Origin of the sequence: Novosphingobium sp. B-7 (genome assembly GCF_000410615.1) — a bacterium.
Classification (GTDB): Bacteria; Pseudomonadota; Alphaproteobacteria; order Sphingomonadales; family Sphingomonadaceae; genus Novosphingobium; species Novosphingobium capsulatum.
The window spans coordinates 12,581-30,389 of the sequence record NZ_KE148504.1 but is presented as its reverse complement, the minus strand read 5'-3'; the positions used below and the strand labels follow the sequence as shown (position 1 = coordinate 30,389).

Below are 17,809 nucleotides of genomic sequence, written 5' to 3'. Positions count from 1 at the left end.
GAGCACGGAGCAGCGGCGGGGACGATACGGTGGCGGGATTGGCAGTTCATGATGCACTCGACGCCATTCCGCCAGCCTTTCCTCTGCAACAGGTGCAGGAGCGGGTTCACGCCGAGTGGGGATTGCGCGGTCAGTGGCACGCGATCAACTCGGAGCGGGACCAGACCTGGCATCTCACCGATGATGCTGGATCGGATTACGTGGTCAAGCTGTCGCACCGGATGGAGCAACCCGCCACGGTGGATTTCCAGATCGGGGCGCTCGATCATATCGCGCGGATCGACCCGCAACTGGCGGTGCCACGGATGGTGCCTACGCTTGCCGGCGCCAGGCGTACGACGATAACCGCCGATGATGGCACGGTGCACATCCTGCGCATTCTGACTTATCTCGACGGCAGGATCGCCCAGGACGCCTTTGCCGACTGCGCCGATGCGGCAGCACTGCGCCGCGCCACGGGCGCTTTCGTCGCGCGGTTGAGCCTGGCGTTGCGTGGCTATTTCCATCCCCATGCAGCCAGCAACCGGCACGATTGGGATCTTTCGCGGGTGACTGCGCTGGCCCCGGCCCTGCCCCGCATTGCCGATCCGGCCCTGCGCGCGCAATGCGCCCAGGTTCTGGCCGAGGCCGACAGCCGCATCTATCCGGCGCTCGCCCGCACGCGCCACCAGGTGGTGCATCAGGACGCGCACATGGGCAATCTGCTGGTCGATCCGGCACAGCCCGCAAACATCGTGGGCGTGATCGATTTCGGCGACATGCTTTATGGTGCGCTGCTGGCCGATCTGGTGACGGCGGCAGACTGTTTTCCCGATGAAAGCGCCGATCCGCTGATCATCCTGGCCGAGGTGACGCAGGGCTTTGACACGGTCTATCCGCTGGAAGAGGCGGAAATCGACCTGGTGTTCGATATGTGCTGCCTGCGCCTGGCCAACACCGTGCTGGTGGCCAATGCCAGGCGTGATCCGGCAGACGAAACGCCCGATGCGCATCTGGGCGGCGGGCGCAAGCATGGTGCGATGCTGGCCAAGTTGCTGGCAGTGGGGCGTGATACCGCGACCCATGCGCTGCGCCGGGCCTGCAGTTTTCCGGTGCCCGCGCTGGCCCCGGATCCGGCAGCCGCGCGCACGGGCCTGATCGCGCAGCGGGACGCGGCGTTTGGCAAGATCTGGCACTTCTATGAAACGCCGCTGCATCTTACCCGTGGGCAAGGTCCCTGGCTGATCGGCGCGGATGGCACGCGCTATCTCGACGCCTATAACAACGTGCCGCAGGTAGGCCATTGCCACCCGGCCGTGGTGCGCGCCATCGCGCGCCAGGCTGCCGCGCTCAACGCCAACACGCGCTATCTGGCCGATAGCCCTGGTTCCTATGCCCAGGCGCTGCTGGCCAAGGCACCGGCCGGGTTCGATGTCTGCTCGTTCGTCAATTCCGGCAGCGAGGCCAACGACGTGGCCGCGCAGATTGCCCGCTTTGCCACCGGGCGCACCGGCGCCGTGGTGATGCAAGGCGCCTATCACGGGATCACGGCCACCACGGTAGAGCTTTCCCCGCTCACCAAGGCGCCGCCCGCGCATGTGGCCTGCCTGCCCCCGCCCGACCTCTATCGCGGCGTCGCGCCCGATCCGGCGGAAAGCTGGGCCAAGGCCGTGGCAGCGCTGGCCCAAGCCGGCCACCAGCCGGCGTTCCTGATGATTGACACCGCGCTGACCAGCAACGGCGTGCCCGGCCAGCCAGAAGGCTATATGCAAGGCCTTGCCCGTGCTGCGCGCGCATCCGGCGCGCTGGTGATTGCCGACGAGGTGCAGGCCGGGCTGGGCCGCCTGGGCAGCTTCTGGGGATTTGCCACTCAGGGCCTGGACCAGGTTGACGTGATCACGCTGGGCAAGCCGGTCGGCAATGGCCATCCACTGGGCGTGGTGTTGACGCGGCGTGACCTGTGGCAGGCGTTCTATGCCGATTGCGAGGTGTTCAGCACGTTTGGCGGCAACAGCGTGTCCTGCGCGGCGGGGCAAGCCGTGCTGGACGTGATCGAGCGGGAAGACCTGATCGCCCGCGCCAACCAGGTGGGAGACCTGCTGCGAACCGAACTGCGCGCGCTGGCGCGGCAATTCCCGCTGATCGGCGACGTGCGCGGGCGCGGCATGTTGACCGGGCTGGAATTCGTCACCGATCAGGCGGCTCGCACCGCCGCCCCGCACCAGGCGCGCCAGCTGGTGGAACGGATGCGCGAAAATGGCGTGCTGGTGGGCACGTCGGGCGAATATCGTGCCACGTTCAAGCTGCGCCCGTCGCTCACCTGGACGGAAACCGAAGTGGCGTTCTTCATCGATGCCCTGCGCAAGAGCCTCAACGCCCTCTAACGCCTGCGAAAGAACCGATCGTGCCCAAGCCACTGCTGATCATCCAGCCTGCAACCTCGTATGACGACATGCCCGCCACCTGCGCCGTGCACGGGGACGAGGTCGCCTGGTTCAGCGCCGGCTGCGGGGTGCCACGTGACGAGATCGTGGCGATCAAGGTCTATCAGGACGAGCCGCTGCCCGATCCAGCAGAGGTGCGCGCCACGATCATCACCGGCGCGATCGACATGGTCACCGATGGTCACCCATGGATCGAGCGCACCGCCGCCTGGGCGCGCGATGCCATGGCGCAAGGCGCGCCGATCCTGGGCGTGTGCTTTGGCCACCAGTTGCTGGCCCATGCCCTGGGCGGGGTGGTGGACGACAATCCGCGCGGTGCGATGTTTGGTGGGGTAGACGTGGCCCGCACCCCAGCCGGCGCGCAGGACGCGCTGTTTGCTGCGCTGCCGCCGGTGGCGCGACAGATGGTGTTCCATTTCCAGTCGGTGCTGGCCTTGCCGAACGGGGCGCAGGTCTTGGCCACCAGCGGCCACGATCCGCACCACGCCGTGCGCTATGCCCCCCGCGCCTGGGGCGTGCAGTTCCACCCCGAATTCGATGCCGCGATCATGGCCGGCAGCTATGACGTCTATGCCGATGCCATTGCCCGCGCAGGCTTTTCCGTGCCCGCCCTGCGCGCTGCCAATGCCGATACGCCCGATGGCCCGGCGCTGTTACGGGCGTTCATCGCGGCGGCCGATCAGGCCTGATCACCTGGCGCGATCAGCACCTTGCACTGATGGGTGCGCTGGCGCAGGCTTTCGAACACATCGGGCGTTTGCGCCAGGGCGATGGTATCGGTCACCAACAGGCGCGGTTCGGCCAGGCCGCGATCGAGCGCATCGAGCGCGGCTTCGTATTCCTGCCGCGTGAAGAATGCCGAGGTGATCAACCGCACTTCCTTTGACAGCATGGCAAAGGTGTTGAGCGTGTCGGGCCGGGTGCACAGTCCCAGCAACACGATGGTGCCGCGGTTGCGTGCGGTTTCCACCCCTTGCGCGATCAGGCCGGGCACGCCGACGCATTCGAACACCAGATCGGCAGGGCCACCCAATGCGCGCTGTGCCGCGCCCACCGGATCATCGGGCGCCACCACAAAATCGTGCGCGCCCATGGCAAGCGCACGATCCCGCTGCCACGGGGCGATATCCTGCACCACCACGCGCCCGGCCCCGTGCTGCCGCGCCCAGAACGCCACGGCAAGGCCAATCGGCCCGGCACCCAGCACCAGCACCTTGTCTCCCCGGCGCAGGCCGGATAGGCCGATGCCATGCAGCGCCACGGCCAGCGGCTCAATGATCGCGCCATCGGCCAGGCTGGCGCTTTGCGGCAGGCGGACGCATTGGTTGGGCCGGGTCAGCGCATATTCGGCATAGCCGCCGCCCTGCAGGCCAAAGGCGGTGCACCATTGCACCTCGCCGGCGCGGCAGGCGGGGCAATCGCCGCAGCTTTTCAACGGGCTGACCGCCACGCGATCACCCACGCGCCAACCGGAGACATCACGGCCCAGCGCGACCACTTCGCCGGCAAACTCATGCCCGAGGATGGAGCCGGCGCCTTGGCCATAGGCAGGGTCCTCGGTCATGTGCAGATCCGATCCGCAGATGCCGCAGCGCCCCACCCGCACCACCAGATCGCCCGCCTCTGGCACGGGATCGGGCACCGTTTCCAGCGCCAGGGGCCGGTGCAGCCCCTGCATCACCACCGCGCGCATTACTGGTACTTGCCCAGCATCATGCCGCCATCGATCACCACGTGGCTGCCGGTCATATAGTCAGACGCATCTGAGGCGAGCAGCAGCGCGAGCGGCTTGATCTGCTCGGTCTCGGCCAGCTTGCCCAGCGGCACGATGGCATCCCAGGCGGCGCGCGCCACCGGGTCTTTCTTGAGCCAGCCGCCGCCGATGTTGGTCACGAACGGACCAGGCGCGATGGCGTTCACGCGGATGCGAAACTCGGCCAGCTCCAGCCCCAACGCGCGGACCATGTGCAGCACCCCGGCCTTGGCTGGCATATAGGGCAGACCCACGATCGGCTCTGTCACCAGGCCGGCGTTGGATGCGGTGCAGATGATCGAGCCGCCGCTGCGCCCGTTGGCGCGGCCGGGTTGCTTCATGATCCGCACAGCGTTGGAAATGGTGTAGAATACGCCGTTGAGATTGACCGCGATCGACTTGTCCCAGCGCGCCGGATCATAAGTATCGACCTGGCCTTCCGGGTTGCGATGGCCCGCCGGGTTCCAGAAGCCGGCGCCGGCATCGATCCCGGCATTGGCAAAGCAGATATCCAGCCCGCCGAACGCGCTGGCATGGTCGTCAAAGGCGGCTGCCACCGCATCGAAGCTGGATACATCGCAATGGACGGCGCGGGCCTCGTGCCCCGCCTCGCGCAGCAGGGCGGCTTCGCGCTCTGCACCGGGCAGGTCGATGTCTGCCAGGGTAACCGCCGCGCCGCCTTCGGCCATCGCGTGGGCATAGGCAAGGCCAATGCCGCTGGCAGCCCCGGTAACCAGCGCGCTGCGCCCGGTGATGCTGAAACGATCGATAATGGCCATGGTGTTCCTCTCCAATGGGGGATGCCCCGCGTTTACGCGGTGGCTTCGGTGTCTTGCGGCAGGGGGGTGCGCTGCTCGCGTGCGATCAGGCGCTGCAGCAGGCGACGGGCGCGGATGCCCCCGCCATCGCCGCCCAGAACCAGCGGCTTCAACGCCCAGAAATCAGCCCCGCGCATCAGGCGGTGGCTATCGCGGATGATCGGCATGTCTTCGCGTTCGAACGCATGTTCGAGCGCGGCCTGCATGCCTTGCGAAAACGCCGCATCGCCCAGCGCGAAATCGCGCCCCGTCGCCCAAACATAGTGCGTGGTATCGGGCGTTTCGGGAGTAAAGGCATGAAGCGAGGGTAGCAGCGTGCACTGTTCACGCGGTGTGCCGGGCGGCCCGGCGACATAGTCAAAGCGCAGGACCGCCGGCGCGTGCCAGGTCACCTCGCCATAGAAATCCTGTGCCTGGCCCACGCGGCCCAGCATGGCGCCGATGCCATCGGACAGCGTATCATTCAGGCGGACATATTCGGCATGCACCGTTTCGCCATCCTGCCAGAAGCGCCGCTCCCCCTCGGTAAAGGCGCGGGCGACCAGCGTGGGGTGGACGAAGTTGGCATGGCTGAGATCGAGGATATTGTCGCTGTAGAGTTCGTAATGCCCTTCGGCGCGGGTGGCGCCGCGCACCACCGCCCAGACGGGATCGACCAGCCAGGAAAAATCCGGGATCAGCGCGGCATCGGCGCGTTCCGCCTCACCCATCCAGATCCACAGCAGGCCATGGCGCTCGACCAGCGGATAGACCGGCAAGCGTGTGGCGGGCAACTGCCCACCGGGGTGGGGATTGTGCAAGCAGGCGCCCCCGCCATCAAAGCGCAACCCGTGATAGGGGCACGCGAGCGCGCCATCGATCACCCTGCCCTGCCCCAGCGGGGCAAAGCGATGGGGGCAGCGTCCACCCACGGCATGGGCCATGCCCGCCTCGTCGCGAAACAAGGCAACCGGCTCTTCCAGGAAGACCCGATCAATCGGGTCGCTGCCCAGGTCATCGGCCCACCCGGCCACGTACCAGCAATGGCGCAGATACGTGCCGCGCGGTGGACCGGCCAGAATGGGGATGGAAAGCGCCGGCGCCGGCATCACGCTGCCCCGCTGCTCACAGATAGAGTTGCTTGTTGATGGCAATGCCGTGTTCGCGGCAGTAGCTTTCATAGTGGTTCATGAACCACCACACATCGAGCGTTTCCACGTGGTTGCCTTGGGCATCGAAGAACTCGTTGGCGCCCTGCATGTGAAACAGCGCTTTCATCCCCTGGGGATCATCGGTCACCAAGGTGTGCGCGGTGCCCGGCGTTTCAGTGATGAATTCGCCAGGGCGGCACACCCAATCGTATTCCAGATAGCGGAACGAGCCTTCCAGCCCGATCGCCCAGACCTTGCCCCGGTGCTTGTGCGTGCCGATCACGCCGGGGCCCTTGATCCACAGGATGTTGACATAGATGTTTTCGCGCACGTCGAAAGCCAGGTGGCGGATCGCGGCGTTGTCACCGAACGGAACCCACGGGCTTTCCGCCTCTCCCGCGCCGACATAGGTGCCTTCCACCCCGCGGGCGCGGATCAGGTCACCATAGAGTTCGGGCACCGAGACGATTTCATAGGCGGATGAGGGCGGCGCCTTCATGCTGCTGGCCATGGCGTTTGCCTTTGTCAGAGATAGAGCTTGGGATTGATCGCAAGGCCGTGCTCGCGGCAGTGCGTCTCGTAGTGGTTGATGAACCACCAGACGTCGGCGGTATCGACCAGATTGGCCTGGTCATCGTAGAAATCGATCGGTCCCTGCATCCAGCCGAACAGCTTGCAGCCCTGCGGGTGATCGGTCACCAGCGTGTGGCTTTCGCCCGGCGTTTCCAGGATCAGGCCCCCCGGCGTTGCCACCCAATCGTATTCGAGATAGCGTACCGATCCTTCCAGGCAGACCATGGTGATCGTGCCGCGATGGAAATGGGTGCCGATCACGCCCGGCCCCTTGACCCACAGGATGTTGGAAAACAGATTCTGGCGCACGTCGAACGCCAGGTGCTTGATCGCCGCGCCATCGCCGAACGGCACCCATGGGCTGTCCACGTCGGTGGCGGCGTCGATATAGCGGCCGCCGGGGCTGAGCCGTTCGACCAGGGCCTTGTGCGGGAATTTCACGTCGACGATTTCCGCCTTGTTCGACGGCGGGGCTGTCATCACGGTCATGGGGGGATCTCCGGGGTTCAGCGGATCAGGGTGTCGACGTAATCGGCGCCGATGCCGACAGCGGCATAATGCGCGCGGGCGGCGGCGATATAATCGAACACGTCATAGTGGCCGATGGTGTTGCCGGCCTCGTCGAGCCACATCAGCGGGCCCGACACGACGAAGAACACCTTCATCGGGTCTTCGTGTTCATAGCAGACCAGGGTGTGGCTCTCGCCCGGGGTTTCATAGATGAAATCGCCGGCGGTGGCCGTCCACGCATGTTCGAGATAGGCCCACTTTCCGCTAATCGTGTAGGCCCAGATCGGGTGTGGGTGATAGTGGCGGTTAACCAGGCCAGCCTGCTTGCTCATCAGCACGTCGGCCCACATGTTTTTCGATGGGCTGATCCACACCGGCTTGGAAAACACGGTTTCGCTGATCGGCACCCAATAGCGTTCATCGCCTTCGGCAATTTTGGGCATGTAGACTTCGGGCAGGCCACCATCGCGGAAGACTTTCTCTACCGGCTTGATGTCTTTCCAGAATTCGGCGTGGGGGGCTTCGGGCATTATCGTTCTCCAGGGGAGGAGCCGGGCAGCGCGGGGACGCGCGCCGCCCGGCCTTGTTGCGTCAGAACTTCACGCCAACGCGCGCATACCATTCGGCCGGACGGCTATAAGTGCCGTAGATCTGGCCGCCGGCCAGCTGTGCCTGGCCCGTGGTGAGATAGCGTTCGTTGGTCAGGTTGGTGCCACCGGCGGTGAGTTCCCAGCTGCCGCCCGGCGCACGATAGGTGATCGAGCCGTTGAGCACCGTGGTATGCTGCCGGTCGAGCAGGAAGGTGCCTTCGGTGTCATTCTTCATCATGCTGGTGAAGGTGACATCGCCAAGGAACACCAGGGTGCCGTGGCTGCCCAGATCGGCCTGATAGCGGGGCGATACGTTGAATTTCCACTTGGGAGTCTTGGGCAACGTGGCCCCTGCAAAGACCCCGGCCTGGAGCGCGGAGGGTGCAACCTGCGCCGGGCCATCGACGCTGGTGTATTTGGCGTCGGTATAGCCGAGCGAGCCGGTCACGGTCAGGCCACGCACAGGGGCTGCCACCAGTTCCACTTCAAAGCCCTTGATCCGCGCGTCACCAGCATTCTGGATGGTGGGCGAAACCCCCTGCTGGAAGTTGAGCTGGATGCCGTTGTAATTGGTGAGGAACACCGCGCCGTTGATCTGCAGATGCCGATCGAGCAGCTCGGACTTGATCCCCGCTTCCCAGGTTTCGGCCTTTTCCGGGCCAAAGCCCGGCGCATAGGGTAAGGGATTGGACAGGCGCGTGGTCCAGCCGCCGGTCTTGTAGCCCTTGGACCAGCTGGCATAGACCATGATGTCCTGCGTGGGGTGCAGTTGCACGCCGACCTTGGGCGAGAAGTTGGAGAAGGTCTTGTGCTGCACACCGGCAACGTAATAGCGCAGCGGCTGCCCGGCGTTAGGGAAGCCATTGTCCACCCGGCAGGCGTCGCTGATCGGGTTGAGCGAGGCGCAGTTGGGATCGCCGAAATAGTTCGCCAGCTTGTAGTTCAAGCCGTTGGCATCGGACTGGAAGCCTTCGAACTCCTTCTTTTCGTGGGTATAGCGGCCACCCACGGTAACCGCGATCAGGTCTGACAGGGCATAATCGACCTGGCCATAGAATGCATAGTTCTTGGTCGAGAGGTTGTTGGGCCCGTCAACTTGCAGCAGGCCTTCGGCGAAAGTCACATAGTCGTGCAGGTCACCGCTTTCGGTGAAGTAATAGGCGCCGAGGACATACTTGAGCTTCTTGTCCACAGCCGTGCCAGTGAGTTGCAGCTCCTGGCTGAACTGCTTCTGGTTCATCGAGAAGCTGGTGTGGAGGAAGTTGAGCGGCGAACCGTCAAGGTCCATGCCCACCACCCAGTGCAATTCGCGATAGGCCGTGATCGACTTGATCGAGGCCGTGTCAGACAGATCGAAATCGAGCGTCAGCGCGGCGCCGCCCTGCTTCAACTTGTTGAAGTTGTTGCCGTTGGCATAGGACGTGTCGATGTTGTTGGTGACGAACCGATTGTCATAGGGCAGCCGGTTGTTGTCAGGATTGTTGTCGGTGTTGACGCCATAGATCGCGGGCAGATCGAGGATCGAGTTGAGCCCGCCGCGGCGATAGAGATAGGCGGCCGAGGGCGGCCCGCCGATGAAGCTGTCGCACGGGCCGGTAACGCCGCCCACGGTGGTGGTGGGATTGCCGGCGATCGCGCAGTTATAGGTGCCGGCAAACACCGCCGGGAAGGTGGTGATCACCTTGTTGGCGATCTGCGAGGTATCGGTGCGGCTGTAATCCCCGGTCAGAGTCGCGCGGAACGTGGCGCCATTGTAGCGGATCTTGCCGCGCAGGTTCCAGGTATTGTCGCCCCCTTCGGTGCCGTAGCCCTGGTTGCCGTAACCGGCCGCCTTGAGCGAGGTGATCGGATCGAACGCATAGTTGTTGGCGCCCGGATAGGGAATGCGATGCAGGTAGCCATCGCGCTTGGTGATCGCAAAGCTCAAGGACGAGGACAGCTTGTCGGCCAGCGGCATGTCGACCGTGCCCTTGGCGCTGAACAGGCTGTAGCTGCCGGTCATCGCGCTGCCGACAAAGCGGAACGTATCGCCCGGATCGTGCGTGACGATCGAGATGGCGCCACCGATCGTGTTGCGGCCAAACAGCGTGCCCTGCGGCCCCTTGAGCACTTCGACGCGCTCGACATCGGGCAGGTCCTGGTTCGCGCCGACCGAGCGGGCAAGATAGACGCCGTCAAGATAGATGCCCACGCCCGGATCGATGTTGAAGGCAAAATCGTTGGCGCCGATGCCGCGGATATAGGCCGCCAGCACCTGGCTTGACCCCGAAAACGGCGTACCGGCATCAAGCGTGACGTTGGGCGCGATGTTCGAGAGCGAGGAAACGCTGGTCACCGCGCGCTCCTGCAGGGCCGCTGCGGTGAAGGCGCTGATGGCGATCGGCACATCCTGGACGTTTTCCGCACGCTTCTGCGCGGTCACGACGATTTCCTGGATGCCCCCGTTGCCGCTCTGCGCCTCTGCCTGCGGCGCAGCCTGACCTTGTGGCGCTTCCTGCGCCATGGCCGGGCTGGCCAGTGCAATGGCCAGTGCGCCCACCGATACCGGTGCGAACTTCATGGTCTCTCTCCCTTTTTTCGATGCGGGTTGTGCCCGGATTCCCCTGACATCCGATCCGCTGTGAACGATGGTAGGTGTTCGGGGTGATCTGCGCTTGCATTGGTGCGCAAGCCGATCAGGATTCTGGCGCAACCACCCCGAAAAATTCAGCGCGCCCGAACAATTCAGCCGGCAAGGTTCAATTGCCAGCACGCCATTCGCGCGGCGCCACGCAAAAGCGCTGGCGAAAACAGCGCGCGAAATAGGCGCTGTCGTTAAATCCCATTTCGAATGCGATCTGCGTGATGCTGGCGCCAGGGCTGCCGGTAATGCGATCGGCCGCGCGCTGCAGGCGCCGCTCGAGGATATAGGCGCTGGGCGTGGTGCCCATCATGGCAAACACGTTCTGCACCGTGCGGACCGAGGTGTGGCAGGCATCAGCGAGGGTCTGCGTGCGCAGCGCCGGATCGCCCAGATGGGCATCGACCAGCGCCACCACCTTGTCGCGCAAGGCATGGTCGGTCACGCGCTCTTCAGGATGGGTGGCGCCGCGCATGGCGAGCGCGGCGAGGTCATAGAACACGGCACTCACGCCCTGCTGCCAGGCCATGTCCTGCCCGCTCTGATCGCCCTGGTGCCACAGCGAGCGCAGGAAATCGTGGAATACCCGGCCGCCCGGACTGGCCCCGCACAGGCGGCGGCTGAGCATGTCATCGAGGCCCGGCACCCGTTCGGCGAGCGGCGCGCGCGGGAACTCTACCACCAGCAGTTCATGCGCGGAAAGATCGAGCGTGTAGGACTGGTGCGGCGATCCGATCACGAAATCGCCGGCTTCGAGCAGGCTTTCCGCCTGCCCCTGGCGATGCAGGCTGCGGCCCCGGCATTGCAGGTGCAGGATCAACCGCTCGGTCGTGGCCTGATCACCCTGCCGCCCCACGAACGACGCGGTCGAGCGCGGGCGGATCATGGCGAGGTCACCCACCGTCCATGACCACATTTCGCCCACGAAATCGCGGCCCTGGGTTTTCACATAAGTGCCGGAATAGATGCGATCGACCAGGTCATTCCAATACGACAGGCGCTGGTCGGGCGCGATGGCATCGGTGGCGTAGCGTTGCACGGCATTCATCGGCGTGAGCTCCCCCAACGAGAACAAGATCAGGCGCTTGGCACGACCCCCGGTGTTACGGGATGGCGGCCCGATGCCGCCCGCCGCGCGAGCACGCGCGGTGCGCTTTCCTCAAGGCCCAGCGCCAGCACACCGGCCGCCAGGCACAGCACGAGCATCAGCCACACCGGCGCCGCCAGGCCATAGGCATCGGCCAGGAAGCCGGCCAGAAACGGGCTGAGCACCCCGCCCAGCACTTCGCCGATGCCCATGACCACGCCGGTCAGGGTGGCGGTCAGCCGCGGGTCGACGCTTTCGGCCGGGATCGTGGCCATGAACATCGGGAACAGGCCGTTGAGCGCCCAGCCAAAGAAGAAGATGGCGCCCAAGAGCCAGGCCGAGCCGCCATAGTAGATGGCGCCCAGCGGCAGGATCGCACCCAGGAACGAAAAGGCGATCATCACCGGGCGGCGGCCAATGGCATCGGACAGCGCCGGCACGGCAAAGCTGCCGATCCCCGCCGAAATGCCCAGCGTGGCCATGAGCCAGCCCATCGTGCCCGGATCGAACCCGCGCCCCTTGGTGAGAAACAGCGGCATGAACGCCCAGCACACCACCAGATAGGACACCAGCAGGATCGCGATCAGCGCACACAGCACCACGTTGCGGTGGGCAAACGCGGCGCGCAGCGTCACGCGCGGCGCATCGTCATGATGCTCAACCGCAGGCGGTTCACGCAGGGTGAACCAGATCAGCGCCGCAGTAATCACGCCTGGCGCCGCTGCCAGGTAGAACCCCTCACGCCACCCATAGGCGACCGCCAGTGGCACCAGCAGGATCGGCGCGAGCCCCGAGCCGAGCAGATTGGAGCCCAGGTTCTGGGCCACGCCCATCGCCATGCCCCGCCGTTCCGGCGATACCTCGCCCACGATCATGGCATGGCTGACGGGCATGACGCCACCTTCGGCCGCGCCCATCAGCAGACGGGCGCCAAGCAGCATGAGGAACGAAGTGGCAAAGCCCGACACCACCGAGCACAGGCAAAACGCCAAGGTGGCAACCACCACCACGGCCTTTTGCGCGCCGAGCCGATCCGAAACGCGCCCCACGACAAAGCCCGACAAGGCCCAGGTGAGCGAGAGGGCCGAGGAAAACAGCCCAACCTGCGTGTTCGACAGGCCCAGATCGGGCTGGACGAACGGCATGAGAAAGTTGAGCGCGTTGCGATCGAAGAACAGGATGCCGAAATTGAGGCTGAGCAGACCGGTCACCCAGACCTGATAGCCGCTGCTGGCGCGCGCCGGCGCGTGGGCCCGCCCGCTCACAGGAACGGCCTTACCGGATCGCTGCCGTCCCACCCGCGCGATGCCTGCCACATCGCGGTGAAATGGCGGTCCATGTCGGGCGTGGCGGGGATCAGTTCGACAAAGCCCGGCGCGCCATCATGCCCCCCTTCGAGATAGGCGACAGCGCCCCCCGTGGGCACCGGGGCGCGAAAGGCCATGGTATAGCCGCGTTGCAGGTAGCCGGGCAGCGCCGCATCGACATCGCGGCAGGCAATGCCAACGTGGTGGAAGCCATGGCCGCGCGCCTCGATCGTTTCGCGATAGACCGACGGGTTATCATCGAGCGGCTGGATCAATTCGATCTGCATGTGCCCGGCAAAACCCATGGCGATCGCCACGTCGGCGGTGGACGGCGTGCCGCGATAGACCTGCCCCTCGGTCAGGAAATGGGGTAGCAGGAAAAATGGCCCTGCCCCGCAATCGCGGATGAAGTGGTCGATCGCGGCGTTGATATCGCGCACCACGAACGCAGTCTGGCAAATTCCGCCGATCGGCTGGCCATAGCCGAGCGTGGCGGCCGGTGTGACGGCAGACGTAAGCTGGTCCAACGGCGTGTCCTTTCCCCTTGCGCACGCGCCCACCGCCGGAAACCCGGCGTCGCACCATGCGCGCATCCTCTTCCCTTGGCGCGCCGGCCGCTATCGGGCCGCGTCACGCCTGCTCTGGCCCAAGGCCGGCGATCACACCGTGATCACGACCTTGCCAAACAACCCTGCCGATGCCTGATACTCCCAGGCCTCGCGCGCCTGCTCCATGGCAAAGCGGCGATCGATCACCGGCGTGATGCCGTGGGCATCGATGAACTGGTTAAGCCGGCGCGCCATGCCGGCCGAGCCGACAAAGATTCCGCGCAGGCTGGCCCCCTTGATCATCAGCCCGTGCGGGCTGGTATCGCCACTGCGGGTCAAGACGCCGATCAGCGCGATCTCGCCGGCAAAGCCGACCGCCTGGATGCTTTGCGCCAGGGTGCCGGCACCGCCCACTTCGACGACATGGTCCACCCCGCCGCCGGCAAGCTCTGCCGCGCGCACGCCCCAATCGGGCGTGGTGCGGTAATTGATCGTTTCGTGCACGCCCATGGCCCGCACGCGCTCCAGCTTTTCATCGGACGATGACGTGGCGATCACCCGCGCCCCGGCCGCCAGCGCGATCTGCGCGGCGAGCAGCGAAACCCCGCCGGTGCCCAGCACCAGCACGGAACGCCCCGGCCCGACCGGCCTTGGCCCTTCCATCAAGGCGTGCCAGGCGGTGACCCCGGCGCAGGGCAGGCAGGCCGCTTCCTCGAACGACAGGCTGGCGGCGATGGGCACCACGCCGTGGGCCGGCAGCACCACCACATCCTGCAGCATGCCGGTGGCGGGCGGCGCGCCGAGCGCGGGACCGGAGCCGGGATTGGGCGGTCCATCGTCCCAGTTCTGGAAAAACAGGCCAGCGACGCGGTCACCCACCACCAGGCCGGCCACCCCTTCCCCCACCGCCACGATTTCTCCCGCGCCGTCAGACAGCGGCACGGTGTCACGATCGACTGCGCCGCCGAAATAGTGGCCCAGCGGGATCAACTGATCGCGATAGTTGAGCGAGCAGGCCCGCACGCGCACCGCCACTTCGCCAGGGCCAGGCTGCGGCTCCGGCACGTTGACCAGCGCCATGTCGTCAAGCGATTGCGCGCCCTTGCGGATAAGCCATTGCCGCATATAGCCGTCCATCTCCCCCATGGCATATGGTCTGCTTCTTACGCCTTGTTGCCAATCATGGCACAGGCGACGGGCAAATTAATCAGCTAGACTAACTATTTTCACCAGGTGAAACGCATTTCGTAGTCCCTGCGGCAAACTGGGCCATGATCGCGCCGCTTGGCGCCCGCCCTTCTGCCGCCAAGGCCGCGCGTTCGATCGCCATGGCGATTTCGCGTGCGGTATGCTTGAGCGCACCCAGATGGCGCAGCATGACCGCATCATCGGTGCCGCGCTTGGCCGGCCAAGTGATGTTGATCGAAGCCACCGGCGCACCATCCAGCAGGATCGGCACGGCCATCGATCGGCGCCCGTCGCGCAGCACCAATTGCCTCGACCGATCCGGCCATGGGTGCAGCGGCTCGCGCGCGGCATACCCTCGCACCCGTGTCTCCGCGAGAATCGCGCGCAGATCGGCCTCGCTCCCCTCCTGCGGGTTGCGCGGGCGCAGGCGGGTGATGATCGCCTCGCGCTCTTCCTCGCGGCAGGCGGCGAGATAGGCCCGCCCGGTGGCGGTGTGGATATAGGAAAGCTTGACGCCAACCGGGCCGAGCGTGGCCGAATCGAGTCGGAACAGCGGGCTGTTGGTTTCCACGATCTCCATGTGATCGAGGCGCGGCATGGCGAGCACCGATGGCCACGAGACGCGCGTCGACAGTGCCTTGAGCCAGGGCGAGGCCACCTCGGCGACATGCTCCAGCGTCAGCGCCTGCGAACGCGCCCGGGCATCGACGTGGGGCAGATAGGCGCCATCGGCAAGCCGCTGCCATATCAGCCCTTTCTGGCCCAGCGTCTGCAGCATGCGCAGCAACGTCGCCTTGGGCAGGCCCAGCGCCACGTGCATTTCATGCAGGCTGGCCGCGCGGCGGGCCTGCACCTGCAGCAAGACATCCAGGCCACGCTCCAACGCGCGGACGGTCTTCACCTTCCGATCCTGCATCCTGTCTCCCGACCGCTGCTGCGGCTCGTTATGGTTTCATCTTGTGAAACGGAAGAATGGCGCAGCCGGTGGCAAAGTCAAATCCATTGGCGCAACATCAAGGCCGAGGGAGAGAACCGACCATGACCCAGAGCCAAGGCGCCACAGCGCCCAGCGTGCTGCTTGTCATTACGCAGGATACCAAGGAGGAAGAGGCCCGCTTCACCCGTGCCGCGCTGGAAGCGGCAGGCGTACGCGTGGTGCACCTCGATCCCAGCGTCCGGCGCACCCTGGGCGGCGCGGAAATTGCGCCGGAAGACGTCGCCGCCGCAGCCGGCATGACCATTGCCGAGGTGCGCGCCCTGGGCCACGAGGGCAAGTGCCAGGCGGCCATGATCAAGGGCGCGATCGCCGCCGCCCACGCCTGGGATGCGCGCGAGCCGATTTCCGGCATCCTTGCCGTCGGCGGGTCGATGGGTTCGGCCCTGGCCGGCGCGCTGATGCAGACGTTTCCCTATGGCCTGCCCAAGCTGATCGTCTCGACCATGGCCTCGGGTTTCACCAAGCCCTACATGGGCATCAAGGACATCGCGATGATGAACGCGGTGACCGATATCTCTGGCCTCAACACCATCAGCCGCGATGTCTTTGGCAACGCCGCGCGCGCCGTTGCCGGCATGGCGCGCGGTTATGACCGCAACGCCCCGGCCGAAAAGCCGCTGGTGCTGATCACCACGCTGGGCACGACCGAAGCATCTGTGCGTCGCATCCGCGAGGCGCTGGAGCGCGATGGCTGCGAAGTGATGGTGTTCCATTCCTCTGGCGCGGGCGGGCCGACGCTGGATGGCCTGGCCCAGGCCAAGGACGTGGCCCTGGTGCTCGATCTGTCGCAGACCGAAATCCTCGATCACCTGATGGGGGGATTGGCCGACAGCGGCCCGGATCGCGGCAAGGCGGCCCTGGCGCGCGGCATTCCCACGATCCTGGCGCCGGGCAATGCCGATTTCATCATCGCCGGACCGATCGACGCGGCGCGCGCGCAGTTTCCTGGCCGGCGCTATCACGAACACAATCCGCAGCTGACCGCCGTACGCACCACGATCGAGGACCTGCGCAAGCTGGCCGATCACCTGGCCGCCAATGTGCGCGATGCGCAGGGGCCGGTCCGCGTGATCACGCCGCTGCACGGCTTTTCCAACCATGACAGCCCCGCCGGCCACATCATGGACCGATCGGTGCCCGGCCCCTTTGCGCAATACCTGCGCGAGGTGATGCCGCCGCATGTGCCCGTCACCGCCGTGGACGCGCACTTCAACGATGAAGCCTTTTCCGATGCCGTGATCGCCACGGCGCGGGCGCTGCTGGCCGACGCGCCGGCGTGCGTGGCCTAATCCGTCCAAAGGGACCAAGATGACTCCAGACCTGCCATTGACCGCCGAAGATGTGGCCGAGATTGCCGAGATCCTGGCGCATTCGGGCTATCGCGAGCTTGATCTTTCCACCCGCCGCTTTCGCCTGCGCGTGTCACGCGGGGCAGACCAGGACGGTGGCGGCGATGGCGGCCTGACCCAGGAATGGCAATGGGCGGGCGATGGATCGGCGGGTGCTGGCCCGGCCAGCGCCGAGACAGCCGGCGAAGCGGCGGCCGATCCCGACCTGATCGCCAGCCCGCTGCCCGGCACGTTCTATCATGCGCCACAGCCCGGCGCGCCGCCGTTCGTCGCTGTGGGAGACGCCATTATGCCCGATACGGTGGTGGGTATCGTCGAAACCATGAAGCTGATGAACCCGGTCCATGCCGGGCGCGCGGGAACCGTTGTAGCCGTACTGGCCGCCAATGGCGCACTCGTGGCCAAGGGCACCCCGCTCGTGCGCCTAACCTGAAAGCATCCGTCATGACGATCAAACGCCTGTTCATCGCCAATCGCGGCGAGATCGCCTTGCGCGTGCTGCGCACCGCCCATGCCATGGGGATTGCGACCGTCCTTGGCGTCTCGGAAGCAGACAGCACCTCTCTCCCGGCGCGCCTGGCTGGTGCCACGGCGGTGCTGGGCCCCGGTCCTTCGCCGCAAAGCTATCTGGCGATCGACCGGGTGGTGGCGGCAGCGGTGGAGCATGGCTGCGACGCAGTGCATCCCGGCTATGGCTTCCTCTCTGAAAACGCGGCGTTTGCCCGCGCGGTGGCCGAGGTCGGGATGATCTTCGTTGGCCCGGCGGTGCAGACGCTGGAAGGCATGGGCGACAAGCTGGCCGCGCGGGCACTCGCGCTGGCGGCCGGACTGCCCGTGCTGCCCGGCGGTCCGGCGGAGACCGCGCAAGACGTGACCGCCCGCGCGCAGGAAACCGGCTATCCCCTGCTCCTCAAGG

Annotated in this window: 17 protein-coding genes; 5 read left to right on the top strand and 12 right to left on the bottom strand. The window is 65.9% G+C overall.

Annotation, left to right across the window (positions count from 1 at the left end; all coding sequences use genetic code 11):
* Window positions 1-2,363, top strand: a 2,363-nt coding sequence (locus H926_RS31255; protein WP_237741167.1) for an aminotransferase class III-fold pyridoxal phosphate-dependent enzyme, incomplete at its 5' end; no start/stop codon positions are given.
* A gap of 20 nt (window positions 2,364-2,383) precedes the next feature.
* A complete protein-coding gene (locus H926_RS0122725) occupies window positions 2,384-3,112 on the top strand; it encodes a glutamine amidotransferase (RefSeq protein WP_022678289.1) in 729 nt (242 codons plus the stop codon).
* Here the strand turns inward: H926_RS0122725 and H926_RS0122720 are convergent.
* The 12 genes from H926_RS0122720 to H926_RS30005 all read right to left on the bottom strand — a co-directional run bounded on the left by H926_RS0122720 (window position 3,103) and on the right by H926_RS30005 (window position 15,448).
* Window positions 3,103-4,116 carry an alcohol dehydrogenase catalytic domain-containing protein gene (locus H926_RS0122720; protein WP_022678288.1) on the bottom strand — a complete coding sequence of 338 codons (1,014 nt, stop codon included), beginning with the start codon at window positions 4,114-4,116 and terminating at the stop codon, window positions 3,103-3,105. The two genes, H926_RS0122725 and H926_RS0122720, sit on opposite strands and share 10 nt — an antisense overlap.
* Complete coding sequence (locus H926_RS0122715) at window positions 4,116-4,955, bottom strand: SDR family NAD(P)-dependent oxidoreductase (protein WP_022678287.1); 840 nt, start codon at window positions 4,953-4,955, stop codon at window positions 4,116-4,118. Before H926_RS0122715 ends, H926_RS0122720 begins: the two co-directional genes overlap by 1 nt.
* A gap of 32 nt (window positions 4,956-4,987) precedes the next feature.
* Window positions 4,988-6,082, bottom strand: coding sequence for an aromatic ring-hydroxylating dioxygenase subunit alpha (locus H926_RS30015; RefSeq protein ID WP_022678286.1), 1,095 nt, complete (start codon window positions 6,080-6,082; stop codon window positions 4,988-4,990).
* A 16-nt stretch (window positions 6,083-6,098) separates the two neighbouring features.
* The gene (locus H926_RS0122705) at window positions 6,099-6,635 is read right to left on the bottom strand and encodes a 2,4'-dihydroxyacetophenone dioxygenase family protein (protein WP_022678285.1); all 537 of its coding nucleotides are present in this window, start codon (window positions 6,633-6,635) and stop codon (window positions 6,099-6,101) included.
* A 14-nt stretch (window positions 6,636-6,649) separates the two neighbouring features.
* Window positions 6,650-7,186, bottom strand: a complete 537-nt coding sequence (locus H926_RS0122700; protein WP_022678284.1) for a 2,4'-dihydroxyacetophenone dioxygenase family protein — start codon at window positions 7,184-7,186, stop codon at window positions 6,650-6,652.
* A gap of 17 nt (window positions 7,187-7,203) precedes the next feature.
* A complete protein-coding gene (locus H926_RS0122695) occupies window positions 7,204-7,737 on the bottom strand; it encodes a 2,4'-dihydroxyacetophenone dioxygenase family protein (RefSeq protein ID WP_022678283.1) in 534 nt (177 codons plus the stop codon).
* A gap of 61 nt (window positions 7,738-7,798) precedes the next feature.
* On the bottom strand, window positions 7,799-10,357 hold the full coding sequence (locus tag H926_RS0122690) for a TonB-dependent receptor (RefSeq protein ID WP_022678282.1): 2,559 nt from the start codon (window positions 10,355-10,357) through the stop codon (window positions 7,799-7,801).
* Window positions 10,358-10,535: 178 nt separating this feature from the next.
* Window positions 10,536-11,465, bottom strand: coding sequence for a helix-turn-helix domain-containing protein (locus tag H926_RS0122685; RefSeq protein ID WP_022678281.1), 930 nt, complete (start codon window positions 11,463-11,465; stop codon window positions 10,536-10,538).
* 29 nt (window positions 11,466-11,494) lie between these two features.
* Window positions 11,495-12,769: an MFS transporter gene (locus tag H926_RS30010; protein WP_022678280.1), complete on the bottom strand. Its 1,275-nt coding sequence runs from the start codon at window positions 12,767-12,769 to the stop codon at window positions 11,495-11,497.
* Window positions 12,766-13,338 carry a VOC family protein gene (locus H926_RS0122675; protein ID WP_022678279.1) on the bottom strand — a complete coding sequence of 191 codons (573 nt, stop codon included), beginning with the start codon at window positions 13,336-13,338 and terminating at the stop codon, window positions 12,766-12,768. The genes H926_RS30010 and H926_RS0122675 overlap by 4 nt, the downstream gene beginning before the upstream one ends.
* 132 nt (window positions 13,339-13,470) lie before the next feature.
* A complete protein-coding gene (locus H926_RS0122670; protein WP_237741166.1) occupies window positions 13,471-14,505 on the bottom strand; it encodes an NAD(P)-dependent alcohol dehydrogenase in 1,035 nt (344 codons plus the stop codon).
* A 70-nt stretch (window positions 14,506-14,575) separates the two neighbouring features.
* Window positions 14,576-15,448, bottom strand: coding sequence for a helix-turn-helix domain-containing protein (locus H926_RS30005; RefSeq protein WP_237741165.1), 873 nt, complete (start codon window positions 15,446-15,448; stop codon window positions 14,576-14,578).
* Between the two features lie 137 nt (window positions 15,449-15,585).
* Here H926_RS30005 and H926_RS0122660 point away from each other — a divergent pair, with 137 nt between their 5' ends.
* The 3 genes from H926_RS0122660 to H926_RS30000 all read left to right on the top strand — a co-directional run.
* Entirely contained in the window at window positions 15,586-16,833 is a 1,248-nt protein-coding gene (locus tag H926_RS0122660; protein WP_022678276.1) for a Tm-1-like ATP-binding domain-containing protein, read from the top strand.
* A gap of 19 nt (window positions 16,834-16,852) precedes the next feature.
* Window positions 16,853-17,326, top strand: coding sequence for an acetyl-CoA carboxylase biotin carboxyl carrier protein subunit (locus tag H926_RS0122655; protein ID WP_028658389.1), 474 nt, complete (start codon window positions 16,853-16,855; stop codon window positions 17,324-17,326).
* Between the two features lie 11 nt (window positions 17,327-17,337).
* The coding region (locus tag H926_RS30000; protein ID WP_022678274.1) for a biotin carboxylase N-terminal domain-containing protein at window positions 17,338-17,809 on the top strand (472 nt) is incomplete at its 3' end.